This is a genomic window from Thauera sp. 27 (assembly GCF_000310125.2).
Classification (GTDB): domain Bacteria; phylum Pseudomonadota; class Gammaproteobacteria; order Burkholderiales; family Rhodocyclaceae; genus Thauera; species Thauera mechernichensis.
This window is the reverse complement of sequence record NZ_AMXB01000018.1, coordinates 69,848-82,891: the sequence shown is the minus strand read 5'-3', so window position 1 is coordinate 82,891 and position 13,044 is coordinate 69,848. Positions and strand designations below refer to the sequence as shown.

The following is a 13,044-nucleotide window of genomic DNA, read 5'->3' as shown; positions in this document are numbered from 1 at the left end:
CCGGCCGGCGATTGCCGTCGACGTCGCCATGGGGGCGCGGCTGAGTGCGGCCGTCGGTCTTGGCGACCGATGAACTGCGCCCGCCGTTGCCACGATTGCCGCCGCGCGCTGCGTCGCCGCTGGCGGCACGCCCCTGGCCCTGGCCGGGGCGCCCGCCGCCACGACGCTGCAGGGGCTCGCGCTGATGGTCGGCATCATGTGCAGCCTCGGCGCCGGCACTGGGGACGAAATCTTCCGCGGTCGCACGCTCGATGCGGCGCTTGATCAGACGCTCGATCGCCGTCAGCAGCTTGAGCTCTTCCCGGTCGACCAGCGAGATCGCGTGGCCTGCGGCACCGGCGCGGCCGGTGCGGCCGATGCGGTGCACGTAGTCCTCGGGCACATTGGGGAGCTCGAAGTTGACCACCTGCGGCAGCTGATCGATATCCAGGCCGCGTGCGGCGATGTCGGTGGCGACCAGCACGGGCAGCGAGCCGTCCTTGAACTGCGCCAGTGCGCGCGTGCGTGCGGCCTGGCTCTTGTTGCCATGGATGGCAGCCGCAGGGATGTCGTGCTTGCTGAGGTACTCGGCCAGCTTGTTGGCGCCATGCTTGGTGCGGGTGAACACCAGCGCCTGGAACCACTGCTTCTCCTTGATCAGGTGCGCCAGCAGTTCTCGCTTGTGCTTCTGGCCCACTTCGTAGACGGCCTGGTCCACTCGCTCGGCCGTGGTGTTGCGCGGTGCCACCTCCACGGTGCCAGGCTTGTGCAGCAGGCCGTTGGCGAGTTCGCGGATCTCGTCGGAGAAGGTCGCCGAGAACAGCAGGTTCTGGCGCTTCTTGGGCAGCAGGGCGAGGATCTTGCGGATGTCGCGGATGAAGCCCATGTCGAGCATGCGGTCCGCTTCGTCGAGTACCAGGATCTCCACGCCCGACAGGTCGAGCGTGCGCTGGCTGACGTGGTCGAGCAGGCGGCCCGGTGTGGCGACCAGGATGTCCACCCGCTTCTTCAGCGCACTGATCTGCGGGTTGATGTTGACACCGCCGAACATGACCAGCGAGCTCAGCGGCAGGTGCTTGCCATAGGTCTTGACCGACTCCTCGACCTGCGCTGCGAGCTCGCGCGTGGGCGTGAGGATGAGGCAGCGCGGTCGCCCGGGCGGATGCGGGTGTGCATGGGTGGCTGCCAGCATGTGCAGCACCGGCAGGGTGAAACCTGCTGTCTTGCCGGTGCCGGTCTGGGCCGCTGCGAGCAGGTCACCGCCGGCAAGCACCTGGGGAATGGCCTGGGCCTGGATGGGCGTGGGGTGGGTGTAGCCCGCCTCGCCGATGGCGCGCAGGATGGGTTCCGCCAGCGCGAGGCTGGCAAAAGTCAGTTCGGGGTTCATTCGATGGTCCGGCGCGAGCCCGTCGCGCGTTGTACGGCGACACCAATCCGGGCTGCGGGAAAGGGATCCGGGCCGAGGCCGTGCGGATCGTTTCAGGAGACGCTGCGAACGACTGGTGCACCGCAGCGAGGCTGGACTATAAGCGCTTCGTGTCCGTTTAGCGAGGTCTTTCGCACGTGCACCAAGGTAGGGGGCGGCCCACGGCTGCGCAGGGCGTGATTCTTGGTTACACTCCCCGGCTCGTCCACGACCGTGCGCCCGCCCGAATGCACGATTTCGAACCCCGATCCAGCGTCATCCGCCTGCGCGCCCGGCTCGCGCGGCGCCTGACGTGGTGGGCGATCGGCGGCGTGGCCGTGGTGCTGGCGACCGGCTTGCTGGTGTTGGTGGTCGCTGCGGCATGCGCGGCACGGGCCTGGTTGGCGATCGAGTCCGGTCAACCCGTGGAGACCGTGATGTGGGTGGGGGCGATGCTGGTCATGGCCCTCGCCGCGGTCGGTTTGCTGAATGCCTTGTCGACGGGCGTCCCAGTTGCGGAGGGTGTCCGCCTGCCGAGGGCGGTTGCGCCCGATCTGTTCGCGCTGCTGGACGAACTTGCGGCGCAGACTGCGGTAGCCCCGGTGCACGTCGTGCGCATAACCGGCGAAATCAACGCTGCCGTGATGCAGCGCCCGGCGCTGAACCTGGTAGGGCCGCTGCGGACCGAATTGCTCGTCGGTTTGCCCTTGGTGCATAGCGTCTCCCCCGAGCAGTTCGCTGCCGTGCTGGCGCACGAATTCGGCCATCTGGCTGCGCAGCGACGCGGGCGTGACGGCTGGTCCGCTCATGTGCGCGCATGGTGGGCGCGCATCCTCAATGCCGTGATCGATGATGAGGCCGGCGATGGTCGCTGGCTCGATCGTGCGGCGGAGCGCTACTTCCTGGACATGCAGCGGCTTGCGCGGATGGAGGAGTTCGAAGCCGATGCGGTGGCCGCGCGACTGGTTGGCGCCGAGTTGGTCGGCGAGACCCTCGTCGAGTTGAGCCGCAAGGCGCATTTTCTCGAGCACGACTACTGGCCGCGGGTTCAGGCCTTGCGGTCATCGGACGCCGGCTCGCGTGTGCGTCCGTTCCGTGAGATGGGGCACGGCGTGCTCGCCGGCTATGCCCAGGCTGCCGCTGCCTGCGCGGATGTCGTGGAGGGCGTGCGCGACCGGCGCCACGACCTCCACCCTACGCCGCGGCGCCGCTTGCGTGCGCTGAGGGTCGCCTGCCGGCAGTTCCAGCTGCCGTTGCCGCAGGGTGCCGGGTCGGCGGCCGAACGCTTTTTCGCCGGGCTGGTACCGACCCTGGCCTGGGTCTTCGATCGGGAGTGGTGCGAGTGCAGTCGCAGCCCCAGGCACCCGATGCTTGGTCCGGAGCAGGTGGCGTCGGTGCAGGGTTTTGTAGCCAGGCGCTGAGCGGTCTCCGGTCTTCCCGATGTTCAGCGTTCCTGGGTGCCCGCCGCGGCAGGTTGGGCTGAGGCGCGCCGGCTGCGCGCGGTCTCGAGGTGCGCACACAGTTGCTGTGCGCCGTCGAGGATGCGCGGCGTGTGGCGCTGGAGCAGGTCGGGCGGTACGAAGAACAGGTTGTCTGCAGTCGTGGCGGCCAGGGCCGGCCAGCGCTTCCATTCGTCCAGCCATTCGGGGCGCGCCTCGCCCATGCCGCTGGCGACGATCGCCTCAGGATTGGCAGCGAGTACGCCCTCAACGCCGATGGTGGGGGCCAACTGCGGCAGCGTCCCGAATACGTTCTGTCCGCCGCAAAGACGGATCACGTCTGCGATCAGGTGCTCGTCGTTGATTGTCATCAGCGGCCGATTCCAGATCTGGTAGAAGGTGCGTACGGGCGCTTGCTCGCTGTAGCGTGCGCGCAGTTCGGCGTGACGCTGGCGAAAGGCGCTGGCGTTGGCGTTGGCCACTGTGCTGCTGCCAGCCAGCGCGCCCAGGGACTCCAGGCTGCGGGCCACGTCGTCCAGGCTGCGCGGCTCGTTGATCCAGATCGGGATGCCGAGCGCCTGCAGGCGCTCGAGGTGCTGGCCGCGGTTGCCGCTGCGCCAGCCGACGACCAGGTCGGGGCGCAGTCTCGCCACCGCCTCAAGGTCGACCTGGGTGTAGCTGCCGACCTGGGGCAGTTCGCGCGCCGCCGGGGGGTAGTCGCTGTAGGCCACTACGCCGACGACATGCTCGCCTGCGCCGGCCGCGAACAGGAGTTCGGTGACGTGCGGCGCAAGGCTGACGATGCGCTGTGCAGGGCGTTGCAGGCGCACGACCTTACCGGCATCGTCGGTCAGTTCGATCTGCGCCAGCGCGGTGCCGGAACTGGCCAGCACCAGCGCGGCCGTCACGCGGGCGGCAGTGCTCAGGCACGCGCCGATGTGGCGGGTGGGGGACGATGCTTGATTCATTACGACGATGTTCCTCGGGTTGCGGTGACGGCGGGCCAGCACGGATCAGGTGCTGCTGGCAGCGGCGATGGTACTGGCGGCGCAGGCGCTGAGGGCAGTTTCGAGGCGCGCCCACTCCGCCTCGTTGGCCGGTAGGCCGAAGCGCACGGCGGGTGGGTGTTCGAACAGGCGGGTGAGAATGCCTTGCTGCGCAAGTCGCGCGTGCAGCACACCGGCGTCGCTGCGCGCGATCCATTTGAACAGGGCCGGGCCGCGCGGCTGGCCGCAGCCGGTGTCTCGCAACAGGCGCGCCAAGCGCGCGCCGGCCATATCCAGCCTGCGCCGAGTGTCGTCCTGCCAGGCGCGGTCCAGCAGGGCATGGCGGGCGGCATGGCGGGCCGGGCCGCTGACGGTCCAGGGCCCCAGCCGTTCGGCCAGTGCTGCACGCACTGTGGCGGGTGCCAGCACGAAGCCGACGCGTGCGCCGGCGAGGCCGAAGAACTTGCCGATCGAGCGTAGCACCACCAGGCCGTCGGTGCCCGCCAGCGTGGCCAGGCTGGCCTCGGGGGTGGTATCGATGAAGGCCTCGTCGACCACCAGCCAGCCACCACGTGCGGCGAGCCGGCGGTGCGCGGCGAGCAGGCGTTCGCGTGGGAACAGCGTGCCGGTGGGGTTGTTTGGCTGCACCACGACGATGATGTCATTGCTTGCGGCGACATCGTCGAGCGCTTCGGCGGCAAAGCTGCTTGCGTTGTGATGGCGCCAGGCGTGCGCATGTTCTGCATAGCTGGGGGCAAGCACGCTCACGCGCACACCCGGGAGCACTTGGGGCAGGGCCTGGATCGCCGGCTGCGAGCCGGCCACCGGCAGCAGCGCAGCGGTGCCGAAGTAGCCTGCAGCGGCGGCTTCGAGGCCGTCGTCGTCCTCCGGCAGCCGTTGCCAGGTCTCGGCCGGAATGGGCGGCACCGGATAAGGGTGCGGGTTGATGCCTGTGGACAGGTCGAGCCAGTCCGTGAGCGCGATGCCGTACTGCTGTGCGGCTCGCCTGAGCCGACCGCCATGTTCGATCATGCCTGCAGTCCTCCATGCACCTGCACGGCCAGAGCGAACAGCAGTGCGAGCCCCAGCCACAGCAGCACGCCGTGGCGCACGAGGGCGACGGCGGCGCGGATCGTCGCCGCATCGGGTGCCGCGCCGGTGCCCAGCGGTGGGCGCTGTTCGAGCTTGCCGTGGTACACCGCGGGGCCGCCGAGGGCGACGCCAAGTGCGCCCGCGCCTGCAGCCATCACTGGACCGGCATTCGGGCTGTCCCAGGCCGGGGCCTGGCGGCGCCAGCATGCGAGCGCACTGCGGGTGCGGCCAAGCACGGCATAGGTGAGCGCGGTGAGGCGGGCAGGCACGAGGTTGAGCAGGTCGTCGATGCGCGCTGCGGCCCAGCCGAAGCGCAGGTAGCGTGGGGTGCGATAGCCCCAACTCGCATCCAGCGTGTTGGCCAGGCGGAACAGCAGGGCACCGGCGCCGCCGGCGACGACGAACCAGAACAGCGCGCCGAACACCGCGTCGTTGCCGTTCTCGAGCACCGACTCGGTCCCGGCGGCGGCAACGCCGGTGGCGTCCAGACTGGCGGTGTCGCGGCTGACGATCCAGCCCACGCGCTCGCGCGCCTGCGCCAGCTCGCCGGTGGCGAGTGGGGCTGCGATCGCCTCGGCATGCTCGGCGAGACTGCGCGCGCCGAGTGCGAAGTAGAGCAGGGCGATGTCGACCGCCCAGTGCGCCCACGGCGTCAGAGCGCGCAGGACGAGCACGAGTCCGACCCAGGGCAGTACCGCCACCGACCAGGCCAGCACGCCGGCCAGGCGCCCGTCGCCGGCGATGCGGCGTACAGCGGACTCGACCGCAGCTGCCCAGCGGCCGAAGCCGACGAGCGGGTGCAGGCGGCGTGGCTCGCCCAGCAGGCGGTCGGCGAGCACACCGGCGGCGAGCTTGCAGGTGAGGACGAGGGCGGGCGTGATCGGCATGGGGCGGTGGGTAGCGCTTGGCGCTTCAATCAATCGTGGGAGCAAGCGGCGCCAGCCGCGCGGTATTGGTCGTCCAGGCGCTTGCCTAGACATGCATGCAGGGGGCGGTCATCTCTGCCCGGGACCCGCAGTGGCGGAATCGGCGATAATCCGCCCCCTTCCTGAAGAACGTGATTTTACGCGATGTCTCCTCCTCTGACCCTGATGGTGCAAGGCACGACCTCCGATGCGGGCAAGAGCACGCTGGTGGCAGGACTGGCCCGCGTGCTGCGCCGGCGCGGCCTGAAGGTGGCGCCGTTCAAGCCGCAGAACATGGCGCTCAACTCAGCGGTCACCGCCGACGGTGGCGAGATCGGTCGTGCCCAGGCGCTGCAGGCCCTGGCCGCCGGCGTTGTGCCGCACACCGACTTCAACCCGGTGCTGCTCAAGCCCTCGAGCGACATCGGCGCCCAGGTCATCATCCACGGGCGCTCCACGGCGAACCTGTCGGCGCGCGATTACCACGCCTACAAGCCCACCGCGATGGCCGCCGTGATGCAGAGCTGGGGCCGGCTGTGCGCCGCCTACGACGCCGTGCTGGTGGAGGGGGCCGGCAGCCCGGCCGAGATCAACCTGCGCGACCGCGACATCGCCAACATGGGCTTTGCCGAGGCGGCCGACGTGCCGGTGGTGCTGGTCGCCGACATCGACCGCGGCGGTGTGTTCGCCCACCTGGTCGGAACCCTGGAACTGCTTTCCGCGAGCGAGCAGGCGCGGGTGAAGGGCTTTGTCATCAACCGTTTTCGCGGCGACATCGGCCTGCTGCAGTCCGGCCTGGACTGGCTCGAGGCGCGCACCGGGCGCAAGGTGTACGGCGTCATGCCCTACCTGCACGGTCTGTTTCTCGATGCCGAGGACGGGCTCGCCGACGCCGCCGCCGACGTGGCGGCCGGCAGCGGAGCGCTCAAGGTGGTGGCGCCGGTCTACCCGCGCATCTCCAATCACACCGATCTCGATGCCTTGCGCCTGCATCCGCAGGTCGATTTCCACTGGGTCGGGCCCGGGCAGGCGATCCCGCCCGCCGACCTGATCGTGCTGCCGGGCTCCAAGAGCGTGCAGGCCGACCTCGCCTGGCTGCGTGCGCAAGGCTGGGAGGCGGCCATCCTGCGCCACCTGCGCTACGGCGGCCGCGTGGTGGGCATCTGCGGCGGCTTCCAGATGCTGGGGCAGACGCTGGCCGACCCGCTTGGGCTCGAGGGCCCGCCCGGCAGCAGTGCCGGACTCGGTCTGCTCGACATGGACACGGTACTCGAGCGCGACAAGCAACTTTGCAACGTGAGGGGCAGTCTGAGCGTGGAGCTTGACCACGGCCAGGCTGCAGTTGCCGGCTACGAGATCCACATGGGGCGGTCGGCAGGGCCGGCGCTGTCGCGCCCGGCCCTGGTGGTCGATGACGGTGCCGGCGCGCGTACCGATGGCGCGCTGTCCGCCGATGGCCGCATCCTCGGCACCTATGTGCACGGGTTGTTCGATGCGCCGGAGGCACTGGCCGCGCTGCTCGCCTGGGCCGGGCTGGAGCGAGTGCAGGCAGTGGACCTGGCGGCGCGTCGCGAGGCCGACATAGACCGCCTCGCCGATGCCGTCGAGCGCCATCTCGATGTCGACGCCTTGTTCGACGGCAAGCTCCCGGCACTCAAGATCAACGCACAGGATTTCGCATGACCGAGCCGACCCCCACACCCGCACACGGCGCCGAGGCCTCCCCGCTCGGTCGCCCGGTGGCGTATCGCGACACCTATGCGCCCGAGCTGCTGTTCCCGATCGAGCGCCAGCTCAAGCGCGCCGAGCTTGGCATCGCAGTCGGCGCGCTGCCCTTCTTTGGCGAGGATTCATGGAATGCCTACGAGCTGTCCTGGCTTGACCCCCGCGGCAAGCCGGTCGTAGCGTTGGGCGGGTTCCGCGTGCCGGCAGATTCGCCCCGGCTGATCGAGTCGAAATCGCTCAAGCTCTATCTCAACGCCTTCAACCAGCAGCGCTGTGCTTCGCTTGAAGAGGTGACGCAAACGATCGCGCGCGACCTGTCCGCTGCCGCCGGCGCGACTGTCGCCGTTTCCGTCGTCCCGCTCTCGGCGCGGCCGCAGCGCCACAGCGCCTATCCGGAGGGGCACTGCCTCGATGAGCTCGATATCGGTATCGATCGCTACCAGCCCGATCCCGGCCTGCTGTCTGCGGCAGGCGAAGAGGTCGCCGAGACGCTCTACTCGCACCTGCTGAAATCGAACTGCCTGGTGACCGGCCAGCCCGACTGGGGCACGCTGGTGGTGCGCTACCGCGGCCCGGCGATCGATCGCGAGGGCTTGTTGCGCTACATCGTCTCCTTCCGCGACCACAACGAGTTCCACGAGCAGTGCGTCGAGCGTGTGTTCTGCGATCTCATGGCGCGTTGCCGGCCTTGCGAGCTGGCGGTGTGGGCACGCTACACGCGGCGCGGCGGACTCGACATCAACCCTTTTCGCGCCAGTCACGCCCATCTGCGTGCGGACGAGGCGATGGAGGTCAGGCAGTAAGTGGCGCTGTCCTTGATTTTCGTCGTGGATTAATGCGCAACAGCGTTTTGCTTATGAGGTGGATCAATAGGCAAGGGGGGCGGGCTGGGTTAACATCGCGAGGCTGTCTCAACCAACACCACGAGGTAAGGAAGATGAAGGTTTTCGTTGCTGCTGCAGTTGCTGCAGGTCTCCTCTCCGCTGCGCCGGCGTTCGCGTCCGCCGAGCTGGCCAAGGCCAAGAACTGCATGGCCTGTCATGCAGTGGACAAGAAGCTCGTCGGCCCCTCCTACAAGGATGTCGCTGCCAAGTACGCAGGCCAGGGCGATGCGGTCGAAGTGCTCGCCGCCAAGATCCAGAAGGGCGGTTCGGGTAACTGGGGTCCGGTGCCGATGCCGCCCAACCCGCAGGTGAATGACGCCGACGCCAAGGCGCTGGCCGAGTGGGTGATGGCGCAGAAGTAAAAGCGCGTTACCCCACCGCCGCAGCGGTGGGGGTCGTGCATCGATGGCCGGCCTTGCCGGCCATTTTCAATGGGGTTGGGCGAACAGCAACTCGGGGCTGCGCAGCCAGGCTTCGGCCGCGGCAGCGGGTGCCGGGCGCGCGAACAGGTAGCCCTGCATGACATCGCAGCCCAGCGTGCGCAGTGCGTCTGCCTGCTCGATGTTCTCCACGCCCTCGGCCACCAGGTCGAGTTCGAAGCCGCGCGCAATGCCGGTGATCGCCGAGATGATCGGGTTGGTCATCGGCCCTTCCAGGTCGCGCACGAAGCTGCGGTCGATCTTCAGTGTGCTGACCGGGAACTTCTGCAGGTAGGCAAGCGCAGAGTAGCCGGTGCCGAAATCGTCGATGGCCACGCTCAGGCCCGCGGAGCGCAGGCCGCGCACCTTGCTGGCGACACCGGCCGTGTCGTTCATCATGATGCTTTCGGTGATCTCGATCTCGAGCGCCTCTGGCGCGACCTCGTGGCGGTCGAGGCAGGCGGTGATGGTGTCGACGATGTCGGTGCGCAGGAAGTCGTGCGCCGACAGGTTGATCGACATGCGCGGGGGTTCGACGCCGTTGCGCTGCCATTCGGAAATCTGGTTGCAGGCGCGCTCGAGCACCCAGGCGCTGATCTCGCCGATCAGCCCCACCTCCTCTGCGACCTGGACGAAGGTGCCTGGGGGCACGGCACCGAGCGAGGGGTGGTTCCAGCGCAACAGGGCTTCCAGGCCGACGATGCTGCGCTTGCTGAAGCTGACCTGGGGCTGGTAATGCAGCTCGAGCTCGTTGCGGGCGATCGCGCTGCGCAAGTCGTTCTCGAGTGCGATGCGGTCGCGGTGGCGGCTGTTGAGCTCCGGGTCGAAAAAGCGGAAGGCGTTCTTGCCCGAGCGCTTGACCTGGTACATCGCGACGTCGGCGTTGCGCGTCAGCTCTTCGGCCGTGCTGCCGTCGCGCGGGAAGAGTGCGATGCCCACGCTCACCGTGGCGCGGAAATCGCCCTGGCTCAGCTTGATGGGCGGCGTCAGCGTGTCGAGGATCTTGCGTGCGATGACCTTCGCGTCCTCGGGCTGGTTGATGTCGGGCAGCAGCACGGTGAACTCGTCGCCGCCGAGGCGGGCCAGGGTGTCGCCGCGGCGCAGCGTTGCCGACAGGCGGCTGGCGATCGAGCGCAGCAGGTTGTCGCCCTCGGCATGGCCGAAGGTGTCGTTGACGAGCTTGAAGCGGTCCACATCGATGAACATCACCGCCAGTGCGCCGGTACGGCGCTGGGCCTGGGCGATGGCCAGTTCCAGGCGGTCCTTGAACAGCACGCGGTTGGGCAGGTGCGTGAGCTGGTCGTGGTAGGCCTGGAAGGAGATGATCTCCTCGGCGCGCTTGCGTTCGGAAATGTCGCGCGCCACGCCGTATAGGCCGACGACCCGGCGGTCGTTCTCGTGGGTGAGCATCGGAATGCCGGTGAGCGATACGGTGACGCTGTCGCCATCGCCGTCGGGGTGGTGGCGACGCAGGCGCAGTTCGACGTTGAAGCTCTCCCCCGGCAAGCTGCTCGGCTGGCTGAGCAGGCCGAAGATGCGGTCGAGGTCCTCGGGCATCACCAGCGTGGTGAAGGGGCGCCGCATGAGTGCGCTGCGTTCGTAGCCGAGCAGGGCCTTGACGCGTGGGTTCAGGTAGCTGAAGCGGCCCTCGCTGTCGAGGGTGAAGATGAGGTCGGGCGAACTCTCGACCAGGTAGCGGTGCAGCCGCTCCGAGGCCTTGAGGCGCTGGCTCATCAGGCGGTTGGTCTTTTCGAGCGCACCCTTGTGCAGTGCGCCGTCAACCGCCCGCTGCAGCTGGGCGACGTGGTAGGGCTTGCGCACGTAGTCGTCGGCGCCCTTGCGCAAGGCGCCGATCGCGGCGTCGATCGTGTCTTCGCCGCTGATGATGACCACGGCCTCGTCACGCTGGTTGTCGCCCAGCCAGTCGAGCAGCGCGAGGCCATTTGCGTCTGGCAGACGGTAATCGAGCAGGATGAGGTCGTAGTGACGCTGCAGCAGGCGGTCTATGGCCTCGCCGATGCTGCCGCACTCGTCGAATAGCCGCCCCGGGCGCGCGAGCACGTGGGGAAAGGTCCGGCGCAAGGCCGGATCATCATCGACGACGAGGATGCGGAAGGTGGCGGTGTCAGCGTCCGCAGCGCCTTCGACCTGAGGCCGGAACGGTTGCTCAGCCGGAGTGACCATGGCTCTCAGGGCAGTGTAAGCAGATGTGTTGTCCGCCCTCATGATGCAACACTCAGGCCGTTTGTTCCAGCGGAACGAAGATCTGGAAGCTCGTCCCGGTGCCCGCCTGGCTCCGGCACAGCAGCGTGGCGCTCCACTGGGCGAGGATGTCCCGCACCACGGCAAGCCCGACGCCCTGGTGGTTGCCGCCCTTGGCGCTGGGGCGCGCGCTGAGGAGGTCGTCGAGGCGGTCCGTCGGCAGGCCCGGGCCGTTATCGACGAAGCGGATCTCGAGGCAGTTGCGGCCGTCCACATTGACCTGCGGAAACACTGAGATGACCAGGCGCTGACCAGGCTGCAGCGCCTCCGATGCATTGCGCAGCAGGTTCAGCAGGACTTGCTTGAGTGCGGACGCGGGTATTGCGGCAGTCGGTACGTCGCGTGCGGCGCGCAATTCGAGCTGAAGATCGCGGCTGCCGAACAGCGGCTCGCCGTACAGCGTACGCATGTCGAGGAGCAGTTCGGGAACCCGGCAGTAGCGCGGCTCGGCCGTGTCGGTGGGGAGCTCGGCGGCGCTGCGCAGCAGGTTGTCGATGCGGTCGAGCTCGGCATTGAGCAGGCTCATTTCGTCCTGCAGCGGAGCGTCCTCCGGGCGTTGCTGGACGAGCATGCCGAGCCGGCTCTTGAGGACGGTCAGCGGGTTGGCGGCCTCGTGGGCAATCTTGCGCACATGCTCGCGGAAGCGTTGCTGCAGCATCGCCTCGCGCGCGGCGATCTCGTTGCGTTGGCGGGCAACGTTGCGCAGTGCTCGGGCGGCGGCACCCAGCAGTGCGGCGTAACGCCAGCGCAGCTCGCTGTCGAGCGCGTTCTCCGAAGGCGCCGGGATGAGTGCCACTGCGGCATCGTGGCCGCTGGACAGCGGCAGGCAGTGGAAACCATGCTGGCCCAGCCAGCGTGCGATCTGCCAGTCGGCCACGCTGCGCCCCGGTGCGCCGCCGGCGGGAATGAAGGAGGTGGGCAGTTCGCTGCGCGTGCTGAGTGCGATGCAGCTGGCCTCGTCTTCGAGGCGCAGGCTCAGTTCGGCGATCAGGGCCTCGGTGCTGCCGCAATCGGCCTCCAGCAGCGGGCGCAGCAGTCCGTCGCCGTCGACACCGAGCAGGACCGGGGGCGTATGCAGGCCGAACAGCGGGCAGGCCAGCTGCAGGCGTGCCTTGATGGCGGCCGTGTCGAGGTCTACGAATGCCGCGGTGAGCAGGCCCAGCATGCCTGCGCTGCGATAAGGGTCGTCGGACAGCCGCGCAGGCGGGTGAGGCGTGGTTTGCAGGGGTGATCCTGCGGGCGGATAGACGGCATGCCCCGACACGATGTAGCCGACATCCGTGCGCAGGCTGAGCACCGCTTCCGCTGGCAGGCCGGCGAGTCCGGAGACGCGTGCGATGTGCGCTTCCCAGTCGTCGGCGGTGAGCAGGTCGGCGGCGGAGAGGAGCGCGAGCAGGGGGTGAGCACCGGTTGCGCGTTCATCGGCCAGGCCAGCGAGTTCGAGGCCGTCTGCGAGGCTGGCGGGCAGGCCGCAGTCACGCATCAGGCTGTGGTACGGGGGGCGGCGGCCGTCGCGGCATGAGCCGGGGCGGGACAGCCCGCGCCACAGGCCACCCAGATAGGCCTCGTCCGGGCGCGGGTAGCCGGACTCGATCGCCAGGTGCATGGCGCACTCTGCGCGCAGCAAGGCCTTCGTGCCGGCTTCGGCATTGCCGTTGCCGAGGTGGCCGAGACCCAGTAGCCAGGCGCGCAGCAGGTCGGTGCCGATATCCTCCAGCCTGCGCCGCAGGGCGCTGTTGATCCCGCCGTCGAGCTCTCCGGCGGCAAGCGGGCGCGCGATCAGCAGCGCCAGGCTGAGTGCCGGGTCGCGTGCAGCGACCAGGGCCACCTCGGGCCAGTTCGGCGCCGCTGCGTCGAGCAGGCGCAGGATGGTGGATGCGCCATCCGGAACGGGCTGCAGCTCGAAAGCACTGAAGGTGGCAGGGAGCATTCGGTGGCGAGGCGGTTG

The 13,044-nt window shown here is 68.9% G+C and carries 10 protein-coding genes; 4 read left to right on the top strand and 6 right to left on the bottom strand.

Going from position 1 to position 13,044, the window contains the following annotated elements:
* On the bottom strand, positions 1-1,366 hold a 1,366-nt coding region (locus B447_RS11630), incomplete at its 3' end, for a DEAD/DEAH box helicase (protein WP_002940077.1).
* A gap of 266 nt (positions 1,367-1,632) precedes the next feature.
* Here B447_RS11630 and B447_RS11625 point away from each other — a divergent pair.
* Positions 1,633-2,805, top strand: coding sequence for a M48 family metallopeptidase (locus B447_RS11625; RefSeq protein WP_002940068.1), 1,173 nt, complete (start codon positions 1,633-1,635; stop codon positions 2,803-2,805).
* 23 nt (positions 2,806-2,828) lie between these two features.
* On the opposite strand, the gene B447_RS11620 is transcribed toward B447_RS11625, so the two are convergent.
* The 3 genes from B447_RS11620 to cbiB are packed head-to-tail and all read right to left on the bottom strand — an operon-like array spanning position 2,829 to position 5,788.
* Positions 2,829-3,791, bottom strand: coding sequence for a cobalamin-binding protein (locus B447_RS11620; RefSeq protein WP_002940066.1), 963 nt, complete (start codon positions 3,789-3,791; stop codon positions 2,829-2,831).
* A 45-nt stretch (positions 3,792-3,836) separates the two neighbouring features.
* Positions 3,837-4,841: a threonine-phosphate decarboxylase CobD gene (cobD, locus tag B447_RS11615; protein WP_002940063.1), complete on the bottom strand. Its 1,005-nt coding sequence runs from the start codon at positions 4,839-4,841 to the stop codon at positions 3,837-3,839.
* Complete coding sequence (gene cbiB, locus B447_RS11610; protein WP_002940060.1) at positions 4,838-5,788, bottom strand: adenosylcobinamide-phosphate synthase CbiB; 951 nt, start codon at positions 5,786-5,788, stop codon at positions 4,838-4,840. Before cbiB ends, cobD begins: the two co-directional genes overlap by 4 nt.
* A 183-nt stretch (positions 5,789-5,971) precedes the next feature.
* Here cbiB and B447_RS11605 point away from each other — a divergent pair, with 183 nt between their 5' ends.
* The 3 genes from B447_RS11605 (at position 5,972) to B447_RS11595 (ending at position 8,777) form a co-directional block, all read left to right on the top strand.
* A complete protein-coding gene (locus B447_RS11605) occupies positions 5,972-7,489 on the top strand; it encodes a cobyric acid synthase (RefSeq protein WP_037982734.1) in 1,518 nt (505 codons plus the stop codon).
* Entirely contained in the window at positions 7,486-8,334 is an 849-nt protein-coding gene (queF, locus tag B447_RS11600) for an NADPH-dependent 7-cyano-7-deazaguanine reductase QueF (RefSeq protein ID WP_002930332.1), read from the top strand. Before B447_RS11605 ends, queF begins: the two co-directional genes overlap by 4 nt.
* Positions 8,335-8,468: 134 nt before the next feature.
* Complete coding sequence (locus B447_RS11595) at positions 8,469-8,777, top strand: c-type cytochrome (protein WP_002930334.1); 309 nt, start codon at positions 8,469-8,471, stop codon at positions 8,775-8,777.
* Between the two features lie 66 nt (positions 8,778-8,843).
* Here the strand turns inward: B447_RS11595 and B447_RS11590 are convergent, their stop codons facing one another.
* Positions 8,844-11,018, bottom strand: coding sequence for an EAL domain-containing response regulator (locus B447_RS11590; RefSeq protein ID WP_002930336.1), 2,175 nt, complete (start codon positions 11,016-11,018; stop codon positions 8,844-8,846).
* 52 nt (positions 11,019-11,070) lie between these two features.
* Positions 11,071-13,026 carry a sensor histidine kinase gene (locus B447_RS11585; RefSeq protein ID WP_002940055.1) on the bottom strand — a complete coding sequence of 652 codons (1,956 nt, stop codon included), beginning with the start codon at positions 13,024-13,026 and terminating at the stop codon, positions 11,071-11,073.
* Between the last annotated feature and the right edge of the window lie 18 nt (positions 13,027-13,044).

Coding starts and splice junctions, on each gene's coding strand:
- B447_RS11595 (WP_002930334.1), top strand. CDS start 8,469: ATGAAGGTTTTCGTTGCTGCTGCAGTTGCTGCAGGTCTCCTCTCCGCT.
- B447_RS11620 (WP_002940066.1), bottom strand. CDS start 3,791: ATGAATCAAGCATCGTCCCCCACCCGCCACATCGGCGCGTGCCTGAGC.
- queF (WP_002930332.1), top strand. CDS start 7,486: ATGACCGAGCCGACCCCCACACCCGCACACGGCGCCGAGGCCTCCCCG.
- B447_RS11625 (WP_002940068.1), top strand. CDS start 1,633: ATGCACGATTTCGAACCCCGATCCAGCGTCATCCGCCTGCGCGCCCGG.
- cbiB (WP_002940060.1), bottom strand. CDS start 5,788: ATGCCGATCACGCCCGCCCTCGTCCTCACCTGCAAGCTCGCCGCCGGT.
- B447_RS11605 (WP_037982734.1), top strand. CDS start 5,972: ATGTCTCCTCCTCTGACCCTGATGGTGCAAGGCACGACCTCCGATGCG.
- B447_RS11590 (WP_002930336.1), bottom strand. CDS start 11,018: ATGGTCACTCCGGCTGAGCAACCGTTCCGGCCTCAGGTCGAAGGCGCT.
- cobD (WP_002940063.1), bottom strand. CDS start 4,841: ATGATCGAACATGGCGGTCGGCTCAGGCGAGCCGCACAGCAGTACGGC.
- B447_RS11585 (WP_002940055.1), bottom strand. CDS start 13,026: ATGCTCCCTGCCACCTTCAGTGCTTTCGAGCTGCAGCCCGTTCCGGAT.